Below are 20,541 nucleotides of genomic sequence, written 5' to 3'. Positions count from 1 at the left end.
ATTTGTCCGCCCCGCCTCCGGGACTACCGTGCGAAGCATGGGGTTAGTCGACGAGGCCGATGCCATGTCCAGGTTCATCCCGCTGCTGATCGCACTCATCATCTGCGCCAGCCTGCTGACCGCGCACTTGATGCTGTGCTCTTACGAAGAGACGCGGCTGCAAGCGGCCCGCAGCGCCCTCCAGCTGCCAACCCCACCCTGCATACTCGGCAGTTGCCTGCGCCAGCTACCCTGATTCGCTGACGTAGGGCGTACAACCGTTCGCGGTTGTACGCCGATACACCGAGCTCATTACCGGCTCCACGATCAAGCCTGGAGCCTCCGAAATCGCGGCTCCACGCTTGGCTTCCAAGTGCTCGGCGACCAGGGTGAAACGGCGTATAACGTCGAACGTTATACCCACCGCGCACCGACAGCCGCGGGGCGACCTGGCACAGCACGGAGATGCAGCATGGACTGGCTTGAACACCGTATTCCCCCACCCCTGGTGGCGGTAATTCTCGGCATATTGATGTGGCTACCAGCCCGCCCACTGCCGCCATTCGGCGGCCGGTTGTGGCTGGCGCTACTGGTGCTGCTGGGCGGAATCGCGGTATGCCTGGCCGGCGTACTGTCCTTCCGCCGTGCACGCACAACCGTCAATCCGCTGAAACCGGAAAGCGCATCCTCGCTGGTAGTCGCCGGCATCTACCGCCACACGCGCAACCCGATGTACCTGGGCTTCGCCATCGTGCTGCTGGCCTGGAGCATCGCCCTCGCCTCCCTGCCCGCCGTGCTGGGAGTGGTTGCCTTCGTGCTGTACATCAACCGCTTCCAGATCGTCCCTGAGGAGCAGGCGCTGCGGCAGCGTTTCGGAGCGAACTTCGACGCCTACTGCCGCCGGGTGCGGCGCTGGGTCTAGCACCCTGTAGGAGCGGGCCATGCCCGCGATCGCGCGCATGGCGCGCTCCTACCGTCGAACACCGTCACACCGCCCCGGCAATCTGCTCCCTGAGCCATTGGTGCGCCGGGTCGCGGTGCGAGCGCTCATCCCAGAGCATCGACATCTCGTACCCCGGCACCTCCACTGGTGCCTCCACCACCCGCAGTAATGGGTTATCCCGCACCAGCCGCGCCGGCACCATGGCCACCAGGTCGCTGCTTGCCACCGCAGAGATGACGAAGAGAAAGTGCGGGACCGACAACGCCACGCGCCGACTCAGGCCGACCGCCGCCAGCGTCTCGTCGGTCACGCCGCTGAAACCGCCGCCATCGGGCGACACCATCACGTGCTCCAACTGGCAGAACTGCGCCAGCGTCGGCTTGCGCTTGAGCTTCGGGTGCCCGGCGCGGCCGGCCAGCAGATAGCGCTCAGTGAACAGCGTGCGGCGACGCATGCCCGGCGGGCTGCCTTCGGTGGTGTGGAAGGCCAGGTCGATCTCGCCCTGCTCGGCCTGCCGGGCGATACGGAACGGCACCAGTTCCAGAAGCGCGAGGCGGGTACCCGGTGCGCTGCTGCGTATGGCGTTCAAGGCCGGCAGCAGGATGGTGGATTCGCCGTAGTCGGTCGCGGCGATCCGCCAGGTGTTCTGTGCCTGGGCCGGATCGAAGGGTGCGGACGGCGCCACCGCCTGCTCCAGCGCCTCCAGCGCGATGCGCAGCGGCTCGCGCAGGGATTCTGCCCGCGCCGTCGGCCGCATTCCGCGTGGGCCGGGCAACAGCAACGGGTCGTTGAAGATGTCGCGCAGCTTTGCCAGGTGCACGCTGACCGAAGGCTGAGAGAAATTCAGCCGCTCCGCCGCGCGGGTCACGTTGTGCTCGGAGAGCAGCACGTCCAGGGTCACCAGCAGGTTGAGGTCGAGCCTGCGCAGATTATTCATTGATATACCTGGGATACTGGATATTCATTTCCACTATACCTCGGCGAATCGCATCCTGCGCCCATCCCACCGCTCGCAGGAGAGCCGCCATGAAGGTACTGATCGTCTATGCCCACCCCGAGCCGCGCTCGCTCAACGGTTCGCTGAAGGATTTCGCCGTGCGCCGCCTGCAGGCAGCCGGCCATGACGTGCAGGTCTCGGACCTCTACGCGATGAACTGGAAGGCCACCCTGGATGCCGCCGACAGCCTCGACCGCGATCCGGAAGCGCGCTTCAATCCGTCACTGGATTCCAAGCGCGCCTACGCCTCTGGCCGGCAGAGCACGGACATCGCCGCCGAGCAGGAAAAGCTGCACTGGGCCGACGTGCTGATCCTGCAATTCCCACTCTGGTGGTTCACCATGCCGGCAATCCTCAAGGGCTGGGTCGAGCGCGTGTATGCCTATGGCTTGGCCTACGGCGTCGGCGAGCATTCCGATGCGCGCTGGGGCGACCGCTACGGCGAGGGCAACCTGGCCGGCAAGCGCGCCATGCTGGTGGTCACCGCCGGCGGCTGGGAGTCGCACTACAGCCCACGCGGCATCAACGGGCCGATCGACGACCTGCTGTTCCCGATCCACCACGGCGTGCTGCACTACCCCGGCTTCGACGTGCTGCCGCCTTACCTGGTGTACCGCACCAGCCGCGTCGATGAGGCGCGTTATGCGCAGATCGAACAGGAACTGGGCGCGCGCCTGGACAGTCTTCAGGCCACCGCGCCCATCCCGTTCCGCCGGCAGAATGGCGGCGATTACCACATTCCCGCGCTGACCCTGCGCGAGGAGATCGCCCCTCACATCAATGGATTTGCTGCGCATCTGGAGTGATGCCGCTGTTCGCGAGCAAGCTCGCTCCTACAGGATCAGGCAGCACTGCTTTGGGTAGGAGCGAGCTTGCTCGCGAACCGCCCCAACCTCAGGGCTGAACACGCGCCTCCGCCTCGAAGACGCGTCGCAGCAACTCGACGAATTCCGGCGCCGCCGGGATTTTCACCTCGCCGATGCGGTTCACCGGCACCGCCGGCGTCCAGGAGTTCATCACCACGGCGCCGGTCAGTCGCGGCAGGTCCTGGCGGTCGATGCACTGCACCGACTGGCGCACACCGAGCTTCTCCAATTGGCGCCGCAGGATACCCATGGTAGTACCGCCCAGCATTCGCGCCTTCGGCCAGATCACCGTCTCGCCGTCCCAGAACGCCAGGTTCCAGATAGTGCCCTCGCTGAGCCGGCCGCGATGGTCGCTGAACACCGCATCATCGAAACCGGCGGCCACCGCTTCGCGCAGGTACCAGGTCTTGGCGATCTCGCCGACGTGCTTGATCTCCGGCAGCACACGTTCGTGCCCGGCGATGGCCAGCGACAGCGGCCCCTGCGGACCATCGGACGGCGGCGCGGTACGCACCAGCAGTTCCGGGTGATGTTCTGGCCCGGCCACGGTGAACTCGCCAGCGGGGGAATAGACGGTCGCCAGCAGCGACACATCGGCCGGGGCCTGCGCCAGAGCAGCACGCAGGGCCTCGCGAATCTCCTCGTCGGCATGGCTCTGGCCGAACAGCCGCTGCGAGGCATTGCGCAGGCGCTCCAGGTGCAGATCGAGGCCGCGAATGCCGCCGTCACGTACCTGCATGGCAGTGAAGTGCGCGTAGCCGGCGAAGGCCAGGGGCGCGAGGTCGTCAGCGCTGGCCGGCTGGGCATTGCGCTGGGTGATATAGGGGTGGATGGCGGCTGACATGGCGCTGGCTTCCTCTGTCCAATCATCAAGTGCATCCACTATCTGATTTTGACGAGACCAGGAGAAACGAGTAATTCTCGATGGATCATCAAACAGGATTTGAAGATAGATGAGCCGCCCATTCCCCGGTATCCGTTCGCTGCGCACTTTCGAGGCGGCCGGCCGGCACCTCAATTTCACCCGTGCGGCGGAGGAAGTCGGCCTCACGCCAGCGGCGGTCAGCCACCAGATCAAGGAGCTGGAGGACCAGCTCGGCCTCACCCTCTTCACCCGTACCAGCCGCAGCATCCAGCTGACGCCCGGCGGCGCGCTGCTGCTGGAAGCGGCGGCGGAGTCCCTCGACCTGCTGCGCCGCGCCACCGTTCGCGCCCGGCGCCTGTCGCGCAGCGCCGAGCAATTACGGGTGTCGCTGACCGCTCGCTTCGCCACCCACTGGCTGCTGCCGCGCCTGCCGGCGTTTCGCGCGCTGCATCCGGGGCTGAAACTCAGCTTCGACGTCAGCGACGAGCTGCGCGACTTTGCCGTGGACGATATCGACCTGGCCATCCGCTTCGGCAGCGGCCATTACCCCGGCCTGCGGGCCGAGCGACTGTTCGATACGTTGATCGTGCCGGTGTGCTGCCCGAGCCTGCTGACGGAAGGGCCATCCCTGCGCGAGCCGCGAGACCTGCTGGCCCACACCCTGTGCTTCGTGGACTGCGAAACCGAGGGTGCGCCCTGGCCGGACTGGGCGCGCTGGATGACGACGGCGGGCGTGGAGGACTTCGACGCCAGCAACTGCGTGGCCTTCGACGACACCAGCCACGTGGTGCAGGCAGTCCTGGAAGGCGGCGCCGTCGGGCTGGCCGACCGCGCCCTGGTCAGCCGCGAGCTGGAACAGGGACTGCTGGTGCAGCCCTTCGAACTGGGCGTGCCGGTGGCCGAAAACTACGCCTACAACCTGGTCTACCCGCAGGCCAGCGCCGACGACCCAAGGGTGATCGCCTTCCGCGACTGGATTCTCGGAGAGATGGCCGGCCATTGATCGACCGGGCGCGCCAATACGACTTGCCATTGACGCGCTTTCCTGCGAAAACCCACGCCCTCGCGGCGCCGCGCCGCCACCCATCACGAGAGAACGCCATGAGCAGCGAACTGCAGATCGAAGATATCGTCGTCGGCGACGGCAAGGCCGTGGTCAAGGGCGCCCTGATCACCACCCAGTACAAGGGCACCCTGGAAGACGGCACCGTCTTCGACTCGTCGTACGACAAGGGCCGCCCCTTCCAGTGCGTGATCGGCACCGGTCGCGTGATCAAGGGCTGGGACATCGGCCTGATGGGCATGAAGGTCGGCGGCAAGCGCAAGCTGTTCGTGCCCGCGCACCTGGCCTATGGCGAGCGCCAGGTCGGCGCGCACATCCAGCCCAACTCCAACCTGCTGTTCGAGATCGAGCTGCTGGAAGTCCTTACCCGCGACGACTGATCCTCAGGCGGGAACCGTTTCCACGCTGCGCCGCATCGCCAGGATCGCCGTCGGCCCCTGGGCCTTGCGGGTGAACCAGAGCACCCGGCTCACGCCACGGGTAATCGCCACGTAGGCCAGGCGCAGTTGTTCGTCCTGCTGGGCCTGGTCGTAGCTGCTGGCGAAGAAGCCCGAGGCCGCGTACAGCGCGCTGCGCAGCGGGTGTTTCTCCGGCGGCGCGCAGTCGTCGACGATCATCGCCACTTCCGCCTGCAAGCCCTTGGCGCGGTGGATGGTCATGCCCTTCACCGGCAGCTTGCGGTCCAGCTCGCCGAGGATGGTCTGCAGGGTTTCATTGCGACGGCTGAGCAGCAGCACGGCGGTCTTCTCCCGCGAACCGCGCGCGGCGACGTGCTCGCACTGCTTACGGATTTCCTCCAGCAGGGTCGGCAGGTTGTTGCGCGCGTCGAAGCGCTGCACCAGCTTCACCCCGTGGTCCCCCGCCTCGGCCGACTTGAAGGCGCGGCAGGTCTTGGCCTGCTTGTTCGCCACGCCCGCCAGCACCCGATCGCCGTCGCGGATCACCGGGTCGATGCTGCGGTAGTTGGTCTCCAGCAGCAGCACGCGGCTCTTGCGCCGGCCCTTGCTGGGGAAGTGCCGGTCGAAGTCCATGAACAGCTCCGGCGAGCTGCCGCGCCAGGCATAGATGGACTGCCAGTCGTCACCGATGGCCATCAGGCTGACCGCCTCGCCGCGCTTGGCGAGGTCGCGGTGCAGCGCCTGCAGCCATTGCACGATCTGCGGCGAAACATCCTGGAACTCGTCGATCAGCAGGTGCTGGAACGGGGTCAGTGCTTCGGCCGGCAGCTTGCCGTCGCCAAGCTGGTCGGTGAGGCGCTGGAAGGCCAGGTTGAAGGTCAGCAGGCCCTGCTCCTGCAACGCGCTGTCGAAGGCCGCCCAGAACAGTTGCAGCGCTTCGATGAACTGGCGCTCGCGGGGCGGGCAAGCGAGTTTTTTCGGCTGCAGCTGAGCGATGCGCAGGCCGATGCTCTCGATGAATCCGGCCTGGGCGTAGAAGGCTTCGAACAGCGGCAGCGCGGTGAACTCGCCGGCCAGCTTGAAGGCATCCAGCGGCGCCTTGCCGATGCGGGGCGGCTTGCCGTCTTCGCCGGCTTCGGGCGGTGGCGGCAGTTCGAGGAGTTGATGCACCAGGGTGCGGAACGCTGGCTGATCGGCATAGCACTGCTGGTAGACCTGCTTGAGCAGGCGCTGCTGCGCCGGGCGCAGGCGGCCGGCGAGCAAGGGGTTGTCCAGTTCGTCAGCCGGGGTGCGCTCATCGAGCTGCTCGAACCAGCGTGGGTTCTTCAGCGCCACTTTCGCCAGGGTGCCCATGGCCGAGTGGAAGGTGCGCACGCACTGCCTCGCCTGCGCCGCGTCGAACGAATGGCCCCAGTAGCCGAGCACTTTCACTAGTTGCTCGCGCAGTTGCGCGCAGGAGGCGTTGGTGAAGGAAATCACCGTCACCTTCTCGGCCTCGATGCCCAGGTGGCAGAGCATGTAGACCACCCGCAGGACCAGGGTGGTGGACTTGCCGGAACCGGCGCCGGCGAAGATGCGGGTCAGCGGTTCGGGCGCGAGGATCATCGCCCATTGCTCGTCCGACGGCAGGCTGACAACCCCGTGGGCGGCGGCCTGGGCCACGCGCTGGCGCATGTCGAGGGCGTGCTGTTCATCGGGCGCCTTGGCCGTGCCGTAGATGCCGGCTGCGGAGGGTGCTCGCGGGCGCTTGGGTGCAGGCGCGTCGCCTTCCTTCTTTGCTTTAGGGGTGAGTTTGGCAGGGGCCTTGGTCGCGCCTTTCGCCTTGCCACGCGCACGGGGCTGCGGCTGCGCCGCTTCGCGCTCGGCGCGCAGGTATTCGGTGGTACGGGGGAAATAACGCGCAAGGGCTTCGGCGACCAGCCGTTTGTAGCGTTCGACAGCAGACTCCATGGGCCCTACCCGATCAGTTACAGCCTTGAATCATAAGCGCTTTTCGGCAACGACAGGCAAGCGGCGGCCCAATGACACGCCAGTAGACAGCAACGGGATGACAATGATCCGGATTGTCCACCCGGTGCGTGGGTATCGAGTCTGAAGGGGATGGCGCAGATCGCGGATGGAAGACGTACCGTCCCCGTAGGAGCGGGCCATGCCCGCGATTCGCGCCCATGGGGCGCTCCTACAGGTCAGCTCCGCCGTTTCAGCTCATGCAGCCGTGCGATGCAGGTCGCGGGCATGGCCCGCTCCTACCAGATAATCCGGCGCTCTGCGGAGGGCGAAGCGATCAGCCCTCGACCAGCTCCACCCTCTCCGGCTCGCGCTTCATCAGCACGCGGCCATTGCGGATCGAATACAGCGCCTTGGTCTGCTGGCGCACAGCTTCGTAGTCGCTCTCCACCCCGAGTACCAGCAGATTGGCCGGACGGCCGGCGGCGATGCCGTAGCGCGCACCCAGGTTCAGCGCGCGGGCGCTGTTGTCGGTGACCAGGTCCAGCGCGCGCTGCAGGTCGTCGAAGCCCATCATGTGGCAGATGTGCAGGCCGGCATCCAGCACGCGCAGGATGTTGCCGTTGCCCAGCGGGTACCACGGATCCTTGATCGAATCCTGGCCGAAGCAGACGTTCATGCCGGCGCGGTCGAGCTCGGCCACGCGGGTCACGCCCCGGCGTTTCGGGAAGGTGTCGAAGCGGCCCTGCAGGTGGATGCTCTCGGTCGGGCAAGAGACGAAGTTGATGCCCGAGCGCTTGAGCAGGCGGAACAGCTTAGAGCAGTAGGCATTGTCGTAGGAGCCCATGGCCGTGGTGTGGCTGGCGGTGACACGGCCGCCCATGCCGCGCACGCGGGCTTCCTCGGCGAGCACTTCGAGGAAGCGCGAGTTCGGGTCGTCCGTCTCGTCGCAGTGCACGTCCACCAGGCAGCCGGTGCGCTCGGCCAGGTCCATCAGGAACCTGATCGAGCTGACGCCCTGCTCGCGGGTGTTTTCGAAGTGCGGGATGCCGCCGACCACGTCCGCGCCCAGGCGGATCGCCTCTTCCATCAGCTCGCGGCCGCCCTCGTAGGACTCGATGCCCTCCTGCGGGAAGGCGACGATCTGCAGGTCCACCAGGTGCCGCGCCTCTTCACGAACCTCCACCATGGCCTTGAGCGCGGCCAGGGTCGGATCGGTCACGTCGACGTGGGTCCGCACGTGCTGGATGCCATGGGCGGCCAGCATGCGAATGGTGGTGTGGGCGCGGGACTTGGTGTCTTCGTGCGTGATGGTTTCCTTGCGCTGGGCCCAGCGCTCGATGCCCTCGAACAGCGTGCCGCTCATGTTCCATTCCGGCTCGCCGGCGGTCAGGGTGGCGTCGAGGTGGATGTGCGGTTCCACCAGCGGGGCGATGGCCAGGTTGCCACAGGCGTCGATGTCGTCACCGCTGGCGGCCACGGTGCCGGCTTGCTGCACGACTTCGGCGATGACGTCGCCTTCGCAGCGGAGGGTGAACAGGCCGGCCTGCTTGCGCAGCGAGGCGTTGATGATCTTCATGGCTCTTTCTTCCTCTTCAGGCTATTCGTGGCGCGGCGCAGTGGACATGCGCCAGATGAGCAGCGCCACGGAGGTATTCAGGCGGAATTGCGCGTCGTCCAGGGACTGGCCGCTCAAGGCCTCGATGCGCGCGATCCGCTGGTTCAGGGTGTTGCGGTGGATGCCCAGGCGCTGGGCCGCCTTGAGCGCATTGCCGTTCTCCTGGACGAGCGCATCGAGCGTCTCGATCAGCAGGTGCGGCTGCTTGCGGCCCGGCTCGGTGAGCGGGCCGAGGGTGTCCTTCATGAACTGCTCGACCACCGCGCGATCCGGGATCGCCCGCAGCAGGCGCAGCACGCCCAGCTCACGGTAGTCGCAGAAGCCGGCGGGCGCCTGCATACCTTCGGCGACGTCCAGCGCCTGACGGGCTTCGAGCAGCGCGCGGGGGAACTCCGCGCACGAATGGGCGCGGGCGGACAAACCGAGATAGGCGCGCAACGGCGCCAACTCCTGTTGCAGTTCGGCGGCCAGGGCGTGCAGCTCAGCTCGCTCGACATCTGCCAGCAGGAGGACGAACAGGTCGCCCTGGATCACCACCGGCAGGCGGTCGGGGCGTTCCTGCTGCCAGTTCTCCAGATGGTCGAGCAGGCGCTGGCGGGTCAGCTGCAGCACGCGCTCGGCCTCCTCCGGTTCCTGCTGCTGGAACAGCCGGTCGACGCCGGACAGCCGCAGCGCGACCAGGCGGCGCGGAATCTCCAGCGGCAGCTCCAGATGCCGGGCGCGGCGGCGGACGATCTCCAGGCTCGGGTAATCGCCGCTGAGCAGCTGGCCGAGGATGTCGCGGCGCGAGGTCTTCACCTGGGTCATCTGCACCAGCGCCGTGCCGATCAGGTGGGTGACGATGACCATCTTAAGCGCGTAGGGCTGCTCGATCAGTGGCAGGCCTTCCGCTTCGGCGAGCTGCACCACGGAGGGCGGTATGCGCTGGATGAACTCGTCGCCGGTGAGGATGACGATGCCGGCGATGCCGCTGGCAACGCCTTCGCGCACTAGCTGCAGCAGGTTGGCTTCGTCACGGCTGTGGTTGATGCCGGTGACGAACACCAGCTCGCCGCCCATCACCCAGTCGGCGATGCCGACGTTCTCCGCCACGTAGGACCAGCGCACGCTGCGGTGAACGTTGCGCGCGCCGGCCCGCAGCGCGAGGCTTTCCAGCCCCGGCAGGCGGAGGATTTCCTCGACGCTCAGGCTCAAGCGCGCGGCTCGGTCACCGGCACGCGGGCGCGGGTGACTTCGGTGAGGACGATGTAGCAGAGGGCCGACGCGGCGATGCCCACCAGCGGCGCGATCCACGGCGAGGCGTAGGCCAGGCCTGCGCCGACCGCATAGGACGCAAGGCCAGTGACGTTGAACGCCGGGATGTGGCTGCCTACCAGCACCGGGTATTCGCCGCGGTTGCGGTACCAGTAGTCCGCCATGATCACGCCCCCCAGCGGCGGGATGATCGAGCCCAGCAGCACCAGGAACGGGATCAGCCATTCGTACATGCCGCCGATGGCGAGGATGATGCCGATGCCGGCGGCCAGCAGGGTCATGCTGCGGCGACGCTCGCTGCGCACCAGGTGGCAGGCGGCGGCGGAGACGTTGTAGATGGTCGGGCCCTGGATGGTCCACAGGTTCAGGCAGAGCATGATCACCGCCGCGAAGGACAGGCCCTGCAGCACCATCACTTCGACGATGTCGGCGTTCTGGTAGACGATGGCGCACCAGGCGCCGGCGACGATCATCAGGCCGTTGCCGATGAGGAAGGCGACAACGCTCGCGATCACCGCGATGCGCCCGCTGCGGGCCATGCGGGTCCAGTTGGTGGCCTGGGTCGCGCCGCTGGCGAAGGTGCCGAAGACCATGGTGACGGCGGCGGAGAAGGTCAGGGTCTGGCTCGGCTCCTTCGCCAGCAGGCCGCTCCAGCCTCCAGCATGAGTGGTAGCGATGACCATCGATGCCACCAGCAGGATGAACATCAGCGGCACCGACACGCGGGACATGATATCCAGGCCCTTGAAGCCGATGATCGCGGTGATCGAGAACAGCAGGCCGAACACCACCATCAGCGGGATGTTCAGCCACGCCGGCAGCGCCAGCATCTTCACCAGCACAATGGCCACGGTGGCGGTGCCCCAGGCGTACCAGCCCAGTTCGGCGAAGCCGAGGAGGAAGTCGGACAGCTTGCTGCCGCGCTCGCCGAAGCAGAAGCGGCCCATCAGCACGGTGTTCAGGCCGCTGCGCGAGGCGATCAGGCCCAGGGCGGCGGCGTAGAGGGCGAGCAGTACGTTGCCGATGAAGGCGACCCAGAGCATGTCGACGAAGTCGAAGGCCATACCGATCTTGCCGCCGGCGAACATGGTGCCGGTGAAGAAGGTGAAGCTGAACAGGACCATGGCGATGGGCAGCAGGCCCTTGCGCCCTTCCCTGGGCGTCGCGCTCAGGGGGAATTCACTGGGGGAACTCATACAGCGGGATCTCCGCGAGGATTGGTTGAGGACTCCCGGCCAACGCAAATAGCGGGCCGGAAAAGCCAATCAGGAACGACGCGGAAATTTTGAGCATGTCGAACATTGTGAACTGTTCACAATGCACACTTCCGGTGGGTTTAACGGCGTTTCAAGATAGCTCAAATGTGCATTGTGCGGATTTTCGGGGCACGTTGCAGCTTTTTCGCACCAAAACTGACGAAACCCTGACTTGAGTTCCTACCGTTGAGCGGGACTCACCACCGGCGGAAACGGCCTCAGACGTCACTGCACTTCTCGGTCTGGCGCAGGTAGCGCACGGAATGGACCTGCCCGTGGGAGTCCAGATAGGTCATGGTGGCCAGGCTGACTTCGCAGAGTTCGTTGGGCTGCTCGATGCGCAGCACCTTGGCCACGTCCAGCGGCATGCCGTACTGGTAGACCGGCGCTTCATCGGCGAAAGCAGAGAGGGAAAGCAGCACGGCGGGGACGGCGAACAGAAGGGAAAGAGTGGATTTCATGGCAGGCACCTCGGGGATCACGCGGGTCGCGTCGATCGTGGCCCACAGCCATTAAATCTAGTCGAAGTGCCGCTCGGGACACAGAGCGGCTTCGGCAATGGATTTTCTTCAGGTTACGCAACAATGTCGGCTTGTCCTGCGCTCAGCCGGAAGGCCCGCGATGGACCGGAAGGATTCGCGGACAAGGGCTAGGCGCCCCCGTCTCTCCTACAGGGAAACTCCTGCGCTCGGGTCGGCCCTCACCCTAACCCTCTCCCAAGGGGAGAGGGGACCGTTCAGTGCAGGATGAAACCGCGACATCAGCCGGCACGATCTGCCCCCTCTCCCTCGGGGAGAGGGTTGGGGTGAGGGCATGCGCTGGCACGAGTCTCCAAGAAGGCTGTTGCTCTTACAGTCAGCCAGAGGGCTCGCAATGGGCCGGACGGATTCTCGGACAAGGGCTAGACGCCCCGTCTCTCCTACAGGTGGAATCCGGCGCTGCTTTCGTAGGAGCGGATCTTATCCGCGAAAGGCCCGACGCCGCGCCATGGCTTCCGGCTAGATCGGCGGCGCCGACCGCAACATCACCGACTTCAACGCAAACGCCGACTTGATCCCCGCCACCCCCGGAATCTGCGTCAGCGTATTGGTCAGGAACAGCTGATACGCCGACAGGTCCTTCACCACCACCCGCAGCACGTAATCCGCATCCCCGGTCATCTGGAAGCAGCTCATCACCTGGGGAGCCTGGACGATGCGTTCCTCGAACCGCGCGAGGTAATCGCCGGTCTGTTTTTCCAGGGACACCGAGACGAACACGCTCATGCCGCCGGACAGGCGTTCCTCGTCCAGCCGGGCGAAATAGCCCTGGATGTAGTGCTCATCCTCCAGCCGGCGCACCCGGCGCAGGGTCGGGGTGAGCGACAGGCCGATCTTCTGCGCGAGATCGCGCCAGGACAGGCGGCCATCGTCGGCCAGGGCGCGGAGGATTTTCAGGTCGGTGCGGTCTAGATCAGCCATTTTGCTTGGTACTACAAGTGGTTGTTTTTATGGTGCAAACACACTAATCCGTAAGCTCGGAACTAGTCAATTTGGAGCAAAAAACCAATCGGTCACACCTATACTGAAACCACAACTACAACAACCGAGGACCTCACCATGAGTGATGTCACCACCCGCCACGCGACCCCGCGCGGCACCCGCACCGTAGCCTTACCCGGCCGGGTGCGCCCGCCAGGCATGGCCTCTTCCGTTCGCTGATCCACACCCACGATCACAACTGGAGACCCGCCATGACCGACTACGCTCCGCTCCGCCTGCACGTCCCCGAACCCACCGGACGCCCGGGCTGCAAGACCGACTTCTCCTACCTGCACCTGTCGCCCGCCGGCGAGGTGCGCAAGCCCGCCATCGACGTCGAACCCGCGCAGACCACCGACCTCGCCTTCAGCCTGGTGCGCGTGCTCGACGACCAGGGCAACGCCGTCGGCCCCTGGACCCCGGACCTGAGCCACGAGCAGCTGCTGCGCGGCATGCGCCTGATGCTCAAGACGCGCATCTTCGATGCGCGCATGCTCACCGCCCAGCGCCAGAAGAAGATGTCCTTCTACATGCAGTGCCTGGGTGAGGAAGCCATCGCCACCGCCCACACCATGGCCCTGCGCGACGGCGACATGACCTTCCCGACCTACCGTCAGCAAGGCATCCTGATCACCCGCGACTACCCGCTCAAGGACATGATCTGCCAGCTGCTCTCCAACGAGCAGGACCCGCTCAAGGGCCGCCAGCTGCCGATCATGTACTCCAGCCGCGAGAAGGGTTTCTTCTCGATTTCCGGCAACCTCGCCACCCAGTTCATCCAGGCCGTCGGCTGGGGCATGGCCTCGGCGATCAAGGGCGACACCAAGATCTCGTCCGCCTGGATCGGCGACGGCGCCACCGCCGAATCCGACTTCCACACCGCCCTAACCTTCGCCCACGTGTACCGCGCACCGGTGATCCTCAACGTGGTCAACAACCAGTGGGCGATCTCCACCTTCCAGGCCATCGCCGGCGGTGAAGGCACCACCTTCGCCAACCGTGGCGTGGGTTGCGGCATCGCCTCGCTGCGGGTTGACGGCAACGACTTCCTCGCCGTCTACGCCGCCTCGCAGTGGGCCGCCGAACGCGCCCGCCGTGGTCACGGCCCGAGCCTGATCGAGTGGGTCACCTACCGCGCGGGCCCGCACTCCACGTCGGACGACCCGTCCAAGTACCGCCCGGCCGACGACTGGACCAACTTCCCCCTGGGCGACCCGATCGCCCGCCTGAAGCAGCACCTGATCGTGCTCGGCATCTGGTCCGACGAGCAGCAGGAAGCGCTGCAGAAGGAACTGGAAGCCGAAGTGATCGCCGCGCAGAAACAGGCCGAACGCCACGGTTCGCTCGTGGACGGCCACGTGTTCAGCGCCGCCAACCTGTTCGACGACGTCTACAAGGACCTGCCGGAACACCTGCGCCGGCAGCGCCAGGAGCTCGGGGTATGAATGCCGTGAACCAGCAACACGAGAACGCCCAGGCCGTCACCAGCATGACCATGATCCAGGCCCTGCGCTCGGCCATGGACGTGATGCTCGAACGTGACGACAACGTGGTGGTGTTCGGCCAGGACGTGGGCTACTTCGGCGGCGTGTTCCGCTGCACCGAAGGCCTGCAGAAGAAATACGGCACCTCGCGGGTGTTCGACGCGCCGATTTCCGAGAGCGGCATCATCGGCGCCGCCGTCGGCATGGGCGCCTACGGCCTGCGCCCGGTGGTGGAAATCCAGTTCGCCGACTACGTCTACCCGGCCACCGACCAGCTGGTGTCCGAGGCGGCGCGCATCCGCTACCGCTCGGTGAACGACTTCACCGTGCCGATGGTGGTGCGCATGCCCTGCGGCGGCGGCATCTACGGCGGGCAGACCCACAGCCAGAGCCCGGAGGCGATGTTCACCCAGGTCTGCGGCCTGCGTACCGTCATGCCGTCCAACCCGTACGACGCCAAGGGCCTGCTGATCGCCTGCATCGAGAACGACGACCCGGTGATCTTCCTCGAACCCAAGCGCCTGTATAACGGTCCGTTCGACGGCCACCACGACCGCCCGGTGACGCCCTGGTCCAAGCACCCGGCCAGCCAGGTGCCGGAAGGCTACTACAGCGTGCCGCTGGACAAGGCCGCCATCGCCCGCCCCGGCTCCGAACTGACCGTGCTGACCTACGGCACTACCGTCTACGTGGCCCAGACCGCCGCCGAGGAGACCGGCATCGATGCCGAGATCATCGACCTGCGCAGCCTCTGGCCGCTGGACCTGGACACCATAGTCGAGTCGGTGAAGAAGACCGGCCGCTGCGTCATCGTCCACGAGGCCACCCGCACCTGCGGCTACGGCGCCGAGCTGATGTCGCTGGTCCAGGAAAACTGCTTCCACCACCTCGAAGCCCCCATCGCACGCGTGACCGGCTGGGACACCCCCTACCCGCACGCCCAGGAATGGGACTACTTCCCCGGGCCGGCGCGCGTCGGCGCGGCCTTCAAACGCGCCATGGAGGTCTGAATGGGCACTCACATCATCAAGATGCCGGACATCGGCGAAGGCATCGCCGAAGTCGAGCTGGTGGAGTGGCACGTCCAGGTCGGCGATGAGGTCCATGAGGACCAGCTGCTGGCGGAAGTCATGACTGACAAGGCGACGGTGGAGATTCCCTCCCCCGTGGCCGGCAAGATCCTCGCCCTGGGCGGCGTTCCGGGCCAGGTGATGGCCGTGGGCGGCGAGCTGATCCGCCTGGAAGTGGAAGGCCAGGGCAACCTCAAGGAGGCCGCGCAGCCCAAGGCCCCTGAAGAAGCACCGGCCCAGCCGGCCGCCAAGCCGGCACCGGTCGCCGAAGCGCCCAAACCCGCGCCCCGCGCCGAGAGCAAGCCGGTCGCCCCGGCCAGCCGCCCTGCCCCGACGCCGGCTCCGCGCCGTGCACCGGGCGAGAAGCCGCTGGCCTCCCCGGCGGTGCGCCAGCGCGCCCGCGACCTGGGCGTGGAGCTGCAGTTTGTGCAGGGCAGCGGCCCGGCCGGGCGCATTTCCCACGAGGACCTGGAGCACTACCTGGAGCACGGCGGCGCCACCATCGCCTCCGGCTATGCCGCGCGCCACGACGAGCACCAGATCCCGGTGATCGGCCTGCGCCGCATGATCGCGAAGAAGATGGCCGAGGCCAAGCGGCGCATCCCGCACTTCAGCTACGTCGAGGAAATCGACGTCACCGACCTGGAAGCCCTGCGCGTCCACCTCAACGCCAAGCACGCCGCCGCGCGCGGCAAGCTCACCCTGCTGCCGTTCATTGCCCGCGCCCTGGTCGTCGCCCTGCGCGACTTCCCGCAGCTCAATGCGCGCTATGACGACGAGGCCGACGTGATCACCCGCTACGGCGCGGTGCACCTGGGCGTCGCCACCCAGAGCGACGCCGGCCTGATGGTGCCGGTGCTGCGCAACGCCGAATCCCGCGACCTGTGGGGCAACGCCGCGGAAGTGGCACGCCTGGCTGAAGCGGCGCGACACGGCAAGGCCAGCCGCGAGGAACTCTCCGGCTCGACCATCACCCTGAGCAGCCTCGGCGCGCTCGGCGGCATCGTCAGCACGCCGGTGATCAACCATCCGGAAGTGGCCATCGTCGGAGTCAACCGCATGGTCGAGCGGCCCATGGTGGTCAACGGGCAGGTCGTGGTGCGCAAGATGATGAACCTGTCCTCGTCCTTCGATCACCGGGTGGTCGACGGCATGGACGCGGCGGCCTTCATCCAGGCCGTGCGTGCCCTGCTCGAACATCCCGCCACCCTGTTCATCGACTGACGGAGAGCCTAACCGTGAAACAGAACCAGACTCTCGAAACCACCCTGCTGGTGATCGGTGGCGGCCCCGGCGGCTATGTCGCGGCGATCCGCGCCGGCCAACTGGGCATCCGCACCGTGCTGGTGGAAGGCGCCTCTCTCGGCGGCACCTGCCTGAACATCGGCTGCATCCCCTCCAAGGCGCTGATCCACGCCGCCGAGGAATATTTGAAAGCCCGCGAGTTCGCCGGCAAGTCGCCGCTGGGCATCAGCGTGCAGGCGCCGAGCATCGACATCCAGCGCACCGTGGAATGGAAGGACGGCATCGTCGACCGCCTGACCACCGGCGTCGCCGCACTGCTGAAGAAACACGGCGTCACCGTGGTCCACGGCTGGGCGAAGATCGTCGACGGCAAGACCGTCGAGGTCGACCTCACCGAAGGAGGCACCCAGCACATCCACACCGAGCACCTGCTGCTGGCGGCGGGTTCCAGGTCCGTGGAACTGCCCTTCCTGCCGGTCGGCGGCAACGTCATCTCATCCACCGAAGCCCTGGCGCCCAAGGCACTGCCCAAGCGCCTGGCGGTGGTGGGCGGCGGCTACATCGGCCTGGAACTGGGCACCGCGTACCGCAAGCTCGGCGTGGAAGTCACGGTGGTGGAAGCGCAGCCGCGCATCCTGCCGACCTATGACGAGGAACTGACCAAGCCGGTGGCCAACGCCCTGCGCAAGCTGGGCATCGAGCTGTACCTGGGCCACAGCGTGATGGGCCTGGAGCCGGACGGCAAAGGCCTGCGCGTGCAGGACGGCGCCGGCTCGCAACGGGTGATCGAGACCGACCAGGTGCTGGTCGCCGTCGGCCGCCAACCCAATGCCACGGGCTGGAACCTGGAAAGCCTGAGCCTGGACATGAACGGCCGCGCGGTGAAGATCGACGAGCAGTGCAAGACGTCCATGCGCAATGTCTGGGCCATCGGCGACATCGCCGGCGAGCCCATGCTGGCCCACCGCGCCATGGCCCAGGGCGAGATGGTCGCCGAGATCATCGCCGGCAAGCGCCGCGCCTTCACCCCCACGGCGATCCCGGCGGTGTGCTTCACCGATCCGGAAGTGGTGGTGGTCGGCCTCTCGCCGGAGCAGGCGAAAGCCGCCGGCCATGAGGTGCTGACGGCAACCTTCCCGTTCGCCGCCAACGGCCGCGCCATGACCCTGGAATCCAATGACGGCTTCGTCCGCGTGGTGGCACGCAAGGACAACCACCTGATCCTCGGCTGGCAGGCCGTGGGCAAGGCGGTTTCCGAGCTGTCCACCGCCTTCGTGCAGTCGCTGGAGATGAACGCCTGCCTGGAAGACATCGCCGGCACCATCCACGCCCACCCGACCCTGGGCGAGGCGGTGCAGGAAGCGGCGCTGCGCGCGCTGGGGCATGCCCTGCACATCTGATCCGACGTCCCCTCGCTGACCCGCCGAATGGCGGGTCTTTTTTTGCCGTGTGGTTTTGCGTGGGTCGGATCGCGGGCACGGGCTAGGCGCCCCCGCCGCTCCTACAAGAGCCCGCACCGTTCGTCCCTGTAGGAGCGGGCCATGCCCGCGATAGGCGGACAAAGTCCGCCTTGAGGACCTCTGCCGCGTCGAACCGATCGCGGACGGAGTCCGCTCCTACGATCCGTGGTCGATCACCGCACGGATTGTCGTTCTGCTTTCGTCTGCGACCGCCCGCGCACCTTCAGAAGATCGCCGCCATTACCAACACTTCGCCGTCATTAGCCCGAAATTTCGCGACCGAACCCGTCGATCTGCGCCGTATTGACCAAATTAACCATTTGGTACATTTTGCTCCCACAGGCCTTTTATCGCGGCCCTATAACAACGGAGCCTCCCACCCTCATGCCTCACACCCTCCTCGTGCTCAACGGCCCCAATCTCAATCTGCTGGGCACCCGCGAGCCGACCACCTACGGCCACGAAACCCTCGACGACATCGCCGCGCTCTGCGAGCGCACCGGCGCCGAGCACGGCCTGGAGATCGACTTCCGGCAGACCAACCACGAAGGCCAGCTGATCGACTGGATCCACCAGGCACGCGGCCGCTGCGCCGGCATCCTGATCAACCCGGCGGCCTGGACCCACACCTCGGTGGCCATCCGCGATGCGCTTGCCGCCGTGGAACTGCCGGTCATCGAGGTGCATCTGTCCAATGTGCACGCACGCGAGGAATTCCGGCACCACTCCTTCGTTTCCGCCATCGCCGTCGGCGTCATCGCCGGGCTGGGCAGCGACGGTTATCGCGCCGGCATCCGGCATTTCTCCAAAATCCTGAAAGGGTGAGCGCCATGAGCGAACAACGCACCGTACTGGCCGGCCTGATCGGTGCCGGCATCCAGGCCTCGCGCACCCCGGCCATGCACGAACGCGAGGGCGACGCCCAGGGCCTGCGCTACCTGTACCGGCTGATCGACCTGGACGCGCTGGGCGTCGACGCCGGCGCCCTGCCCGACCTGCTGGCCTCCGCCGAGCGCATGGGCTACACCGGGCTGAACATCACCTTCCCCTGCAAGCAGGCAGTGATTCCGCTGCTGGACGAGCTGTCCGACGAGGCGCGCGGCATCGGCGCGGTGAACACCGTTGTATTGCGAGACGGCAAGCGTATCGGTCACAACACCGACTGCCTGGGCTTTGCCGAAGGTTTCCGGCGCAATCTCGCCGATGCGCCGCGCGAGCGTGTGGTGCAATTGGGTGCGGGCGGCGCGGGTGCTGCGGTGGCCCACGCGCTGCTCAGCGAAGGCGTGCAGCAGCTGACGATCTTCGAGGTGGATGCGGCCCGCGCACAGGCGCTGGTGGACAACCTCAACGCGCATTTTGGCGGCCAGCGGGCGCGGGTCGGTCATGATCTTGCCGGCGCGGTCGCCGAGGCGGACGGGCTGGTGAATACCACCCCGGTGGGCATGGCCAAGCTGCCCGGCGCGCCGCTGCCGCTGGAGCTGCTGCACCCGCGCCTGTGGGTGGCGGAGATCATCTATTTCCCGCTGGAGACCGAGCTGCTCAGGCACGCCCGCAGCCTCGGCTGCCGCACGCTGGATGGCGGCAACATGGCGGTGTTCCAGGCGGTGAAGGCGTTCGAGTTGTTCAGTGGCGTGGAGGCGAACGCCGAACGGATGCTGGCGCATTTCGCGGCCATGTGACCCAGGGAGCGTAGGAGCGGACTCCGTCCGCGATTGATTGGCCCAGCCTCTTGGTCGACCGGAGCGGCGATGAGTCGATCGCGGACAGAGTCCGCTCCTACGCCAGGTCCCACATCGTGCGGAACCTGTAGGAGCGAGCTTGCTCGCGAACAGTCCCCGCTCCGATTCCAACCGGCTTACGGCTGGATAAACCGCAACACCGCCTCGATGATCATTTCCTTGTGCCGCGCCTTGATCGCCGCGTCTTCCAGCTCGATCTGGAACAGCGAGCCGACGGTGTGCCGGTTGGACACGCGATAGAAGCAGAACCCGCTGATCAGCATGTGCACGTCGATGGCCTGCAGCCCCTCGCGGATCACGCCGCTGGCGGCACCGCGACGGAGGATGTCCTCGATGGTGCGCAGGATGTTGCTGCTCATCGAGCGGATGGTTTCCGAGCCCGAGGCGAACTGGCCGTAGTGGATGTTCTCGATGCAGACGATACGCACAAAGTCGACGTTGCGGTCGTGGTGGTCGAAGGTGAAGTCCACCAGCCGGCGCATGGCCTCCAGCGGTTCCAGCTCCGCCAGGTGCAAGGTCTGCTCGGTGCCGCGGATGTCGCCGTAGAGCTTCTCCAGCACCGCCTGGTAGAGCTGCTCCTTGCTGCCGAAGTAGTAGTAGATCATCCGCTTCGAGGTGTTCATGCGCTCGGCGATGGCGTCCACCCGCGCGCCGGAAAGGCCCTGCTGGACGAACTCGACGATGGCCGCCTGGAGGATGTCTTCGCGGGTCTTCTCCGGGTTGTTCTTGCGCCCACGGCGCGCGGTGTCGGCGGGGGTCGGCTGGGTGGCGCTGTCGGTCATGGGCTCGGCTTTCGTTCGGCAGGCGCCAGGGCGCCTGCTATGCACTGGTAGGTGC

Annotated in this window: 20 protein-coding genes; 11 read left to right on the top strand and 9 right to left on the bottom strand. The window is 66.6% G+C overall.

Features of this window, described 5'->3' with window-relative positions:
- Positions 1 to 64: 64 nt before the first annotated feature.
- Together J5M67_RS03445 and J5M67_RS03440 are read left to right on the top strand one after the other, a co-directional pair.
- Positions 65 to 235, top strand: a complete 171-nt coding sequence (locus J5M67_RS03445; protein ID WP_207883311.1) for a hypothetical protein — start codon at positions 65 to 67, stop codon at positions 233 to 235.
- Positions 236 to 451: 216 nt separating this feature from the next.
- On the top strand, positions 452 to 901 hold the full coding sequence (locus J5M67_RS03440; RefSeq protein WP_207883309.1) for an isoprenylcysteine carboxylmethyltransferase family protein: 450 nt from the start codon (positions 452 to 454) through the stop codon (positions 899 to 901).
- A 64-nt stretch (positions 902 to 965) separates the two neighbouring features.
- Here the strand turns inward: J5M67_RS03440 and J5M67_RS03435 are convergent, their stop codons facing one another.
- Entirely contained in the window at positions 966 to 1,859 is an 894-nt protein-coding gene (locus tag J5M67_RS03435) for a LysR family transcriptional regulator (RefSeq protein ID WP_207883307.1), read from the bottom strand.
- An 89-nt stretch (positions 1,860 to 1,948) separates the two neighbouring features.
- Between J5M67_RS03435 and J5M67_RS03430 the strand changes: the two genes are divergently transcribed.
- Positions 1,949 to 2,725 carry an NAD(P)H-dependent oxidoreductase gene (locus J5M67_RS03430; protein WP_207883305.1) on the top strand — a complete coding sequence of 259 codons (777 nt, stop codon included), beginning with the start codon at positions 1,949 to 1,951 and terminating at the stop codon, positions 2,723 to 2,725.
- An 88-nt stretch (positions 2,726 to 2,813) separates the two neighbouring features.
- Here J5M67_RS03430 and J5M67_RS03425 read toward each other — a convergent pair whose 3' ends face one another.
- Positions 2,814 to 3,629, bottom strand: coding sequence for an aminotransferase class IV family protein (locus tag J5M67_RS03425; RefSeq protein ID WP_207883303.1), 816 nt, complete (start codon positions 3,627 to 3,629; stop codon positions 2,814 to 2,816).
- 109 nt (positions 3,630 to 3,738) lie between these two features.
- On the opposite strand from J5M67_RS03425, the gene gcvA reads away from it, so the two are divergent.
- Positions 3,739 to 4,653 (top strand): transcriptional regulator GcvA, encoded by a 915-nt coding sequence (gcvA, locus tag J5M67_RS03420; RefSeq protein WP_207883301.1) that lies wholly within the window; start codon positions 3,739 to 3,741, stop codon positions 4,651 to 4,653.
- A 98-nt stretch (positions 4,654 to 4,751) separates the two neighbouring features.
- Positions 4,752 to 5,093, top strand: coding sequence for an FKBP-type peptidyl-prolyl cis-trans isomerase (locus J5M67_RS03415; protein ID WP_207883299.1), 342 nt, complete (start codon positions 4,752 to 4,754; stop codon positions 5,091 to 5,093).
- Positions 5,094 to 5,096: 3 nt separating this feature from the next.
- Here J5M67_RS03415 and J5M67_RS03410 read toward each other — a convergent pair whose 3' ends face one another.
- From J5M67_RS03410 to J5M67_RS03385, 6 genes are all read right to left on the bottom strand, one after another.
- Complete coding sequence (locus J5M67_RS03410) at positions 5,097 to 7,061, bottom strand: DEAD/DEAH box helicase (RefSeq protein WP_207883297.1); 1,965 nt, start codon at positions 7,059 to 7,061, stop codon at positions 5,097 to 5,099.
- 334 nt (positions 7,062 to 7,395) lie between these two features.
- Positions 7,396 to 8,637 (bottom strand): cytosine deaminase, encoded by a 1,242-nt coding sequence (gene codA, locus J5M67_RS03405; protein WP_207883295.1) that lies wholly within the window; start codon positions 8,635 to 8,637, stop codon positions 7,396 to 7,398.
- Positions 8,638 to 8,658: 21 nt separating this feature from the next.
- Positions 8,659 to 9,870 (bottom strand): PucR family transcriptional regulator, encoded by a 1,212-nt coding sequence (locus J5M67_RS03400; protein ID WP_207883292.1) that lies wholly within the window; start codon positions 9,868 to 9,870, stop codon positions 8,659 to 8,661.
- A complete protein-coding gene (codB, locus tag J5M67_RS03395; RefSeq protein ID WP_207883290.1) occupies positions 9,867 to 11,126 on the bottom strand; it encodes a cytosine permease in 1,260 nt (419 codons plus the stop codon). The genes J5M67_RS03400 and codB overlap by 4 nt, the downstream gene beginning before the upstream one ends.
- A 278-nt stretch (positions 11,127 to 11,404) precedes the next feature.
- Positions 11,405 to 11,647, bottom strand: coding sequence for a DUF2790 domain-containing protein (locus tag J5M67_RS03390; protein ID WP_207883288.1), 243 nt, complete (start codon positions 11,645 to 11,647; stop codon positions 11,405 to 11,407).
- A gap of 537 nt (positions 11,648 to 12,184) precedes the next feature.
- A complete protein-coding gene (locus J5M67_RS03385) occupies positions 12,185 to 12,646 on the bottom strand; it encodes an Lrp/AsnC family transcriptional regulator (RefSeq protein ID WP_207883286.1) in 462 nt (153 codons plus the stop codon).
- 272 nt (positions 12,647 to 12,918) lie between these two features.
- On the opposite strand from J5M67_RS03385, the gene J5M67_RS03380 reads away from it, so the two are divergent.
- The 6 genes from J5M67_RS03380 to J5M67_RS03355 all read left to right on the top strand — a co-directional run bounded on the left by J5M67_RS03380 (position 12,919) and on the right by J5M67_RS03355 (position 19,644).
- Positions 12,919 to 14,151 (top strand): 3-methyl-2-oxobutanoate dehydrogenase (2-methylpropanoyl-transferring) subunit alpha, encoded by a 1,233-nt coding sequence (locus J5M67_RS03380; protein WP_207883284.1) that lies wholly within the window; start codon positions 12,919 to 12,921, stop codon positions 14,149 to 14,151.
- Positions 14,148 to 15,200, top strand: coding sequence for an alpha-ketoacid dehydrogenase subunit beta (locus J5M67_RS03375; protein WP_207883282.1), 1,053 nt, complete (start codon positions 14,148 to 14,150; stop codon positions 15,198 to 15,200). Before J5M67_RS03380 ends, J5M67_RS03375 begins: the two co-directional genes overlap by 4 nt.
- Positions 15,201 to 16,484: a dihydrolipoamide acetyltransferase family protein gene (locus J5M67_RS03370; RefSeq protein ID WP_207883280.1), complete on the top strand. Its 1,284-nt coding sequence runs from the start codon at positions 15,201 to 15,203 to the stop codon at positions 16,482 to 16,484.
- Between the two features lie 14 nt (positions 16,485 to 16,498).
- On the top strand, positions 16,499 to 17,905 hold the full coding sequence (gene lpdA, locus J5M67_RS03365) for a dihydrolipoyl dehydrogenase (RefSeq protein WP_207883278.1): 1,407 nt from the start codon (positions 16,499 to 16,501) through the stop codon (positions 17,903 to 17,905).
- 444 nt (positions 17,906 to 18,349) lie between these two features.
- Positions 18,350 to 18,790, top strand: coding sequence for a type II 3-dehydroquinate dehydratase (gene aroQ, locus J5M67_RS03360; protein ID WP_207883276.1), 441 nt, complete (start codon positions 18,350 to 18,352; stop codon positions 18,788 to 18,790).
- Between the two features lie 5 nt (positions 18,791 to 18,795).
- A complete protein-coding gene (locus J5M67_RS03355) occupies positions 18,796 to 19,644 on the top strand; it encodes a shikimate dehydrogenase (RefSeq protein WP_207883274.1) in 849 nt (282 codons plus the stop codon).
- A 176-nt stretch (positions 19,645 to 19,820) separates the two neighbouring features.
- Here the strand turns inward: J5M67_RS03355 and J5M67_RS03350 are convergent, their stop codons facing one another.
- Positions 19,821 to 20,486, bottom strand: coding sequence for a TetR/AcrR family transcriptional regulator (locus tag J5M67_RS03350; RefSeq protein ID WP_207883272.1), 666 nt, complete (start codon positions 20,484 to 20,486; stop codon positions 19,821 to 19,823).
- Between the last annotated feature and the right edge of the window lie 55 nt (positions 20,487 to 20,541).

Origin of the sequence: Pseudomonas sp. 30_B, assembly GCF_017491605.1 — a bacterium.
In the GTDB taxonomy this organism is placed as follows: Bacteria; Pseudomonadota; Gammaproteobacteria; order Pseudomonadales; family Pseudomonadaceae; genus Pseudomonas.
This window is presented reverse-complemented; position numbering and strand designations above follow the sequence as displayed.

Bases quoted from the DNA above. Each gene is read 5' to 3' on its own strand.
- aroQ (WP_207883276.1), top strand. From the start codon at position 18,350: ATGCCTCACACCCTCCTCGTGCTCAACGGCCCCAATCTCAATCTGCTG.
- J5M67_RS03425 (WP_207883303.1), bottom strand. From the start codon at position 3,629: ATGTCAGCCGCCATCCACCCCTATATCACCCAGCGCAATGCCCAGCCG.
- J5M67_RS03435 (WP_207883307.1), bottom strand. From the start codon at position 1,859: ATGAATAATCTGCGCAGGCTCGACCTCAACCTGCTGGTGACCCTGGAC.
- J5M67_RS03430 (WP_207883305.1), top strand. From the start codon at position 1,949: ATGAAGGTACTGATCGTCTATGCCCACCCCGAGCCGCGCTCGCTCAAC.
- J5M67_RS03355 (WP_207883274.1), top strand. From the start codon at position 18,796: ATGAGCGAACAACGCACCGTACTGGCCGGCCTGATCGGTGCCGGCATC.
- J5M67_RS03415 (WP_207883299.1), top strand. From the start codon at position 4,752: ATGAGCAGCGAACTGCAGATCGAAGATATCGTCGTCGGCGACGGCAAG.
- J5M67_RS03350 (WP_207883272.1), bottom strand. From the start codon at position 20,486: ATGACCGACAGCGCCACCCAGCCGACCCCCGCCGACACCGCGCGCCGT.
- J5M67_RS03370 (WP_207883280.1), top strand. From the start codon at position 15,201: ATGGGCACTCACATCATCAAGATGCCGGACATCGGCGAAGGCATCGCC.
- gcvA (WP_207883301.1), top strand. From the start codon at position 3,739: ATGAGCCGCCCATTCCCCGGTATCCGTTCGCTGCGCACTTTCGAGGCG.
- J5M67_RS03440 (WP_207883309.1), top strand. From the start codon at position 452: ATGGACTGGCTTGAACACCGTATTCCCCCACCCCTGGTGGCGGTAATT.
- J5M67_RS03375 (WP_207883282.1), top strand. From the start codon at position 14,148: ATGAATGCCGTGAACCAGCAACACGAGAACGCCCAGGCCGTCACCAGC.
- codA (WP_207883295.1), bottom strand. From the start codon at position 8,637: ATGAAGATCATCAACGCCTCGCTGCGCAAGCAGGCCGGCCTGTTCACC.
- J5M67_RS03385 (WP_207883286.1), bottom strand. From the start codon at position 12,646: ATGGCTGATCTAGACCGCACCGACCTGAAAATCCTCCGCGCCCTGGCC.
- J5M67_RS03445 (WP_207883311.1), top strand. From the start codon at position 65: ATGTCCAGGTTCATCCCGCTGCTGATCGCACTCATCATCTGCGCCAGC.
- codB (WP_207883290.1), bottom strand. From the start codon at position 11,126: ATGAGTTCCCCCAGTGAATTCCCCCTGAGCGCGACGCCCAGGGAAGGG.
- J5M67_RS03410 (WP_207883297.1), bottom strand. From the start codon at position 7,061: ATGGAGTCTGCTGTCGAACGCTACAAACGGCTGGTCGCCGAAGCCCTT.
- J5M67_RS03390 (WP_207883288.1), bottom strand. From the start codon at position 11,647: ATGAAATCCACTCTTTCCCTTCTGTTCGCCGTCCCCGCCGTGCTGCTT.
- J5M67_RS03380 (WP_207883284.1), top strand. From the start codon at position 12,919: ATGACCGACTACGCTCCGCTCCGCCTGCACGTCCCCGAACCCACCGGA.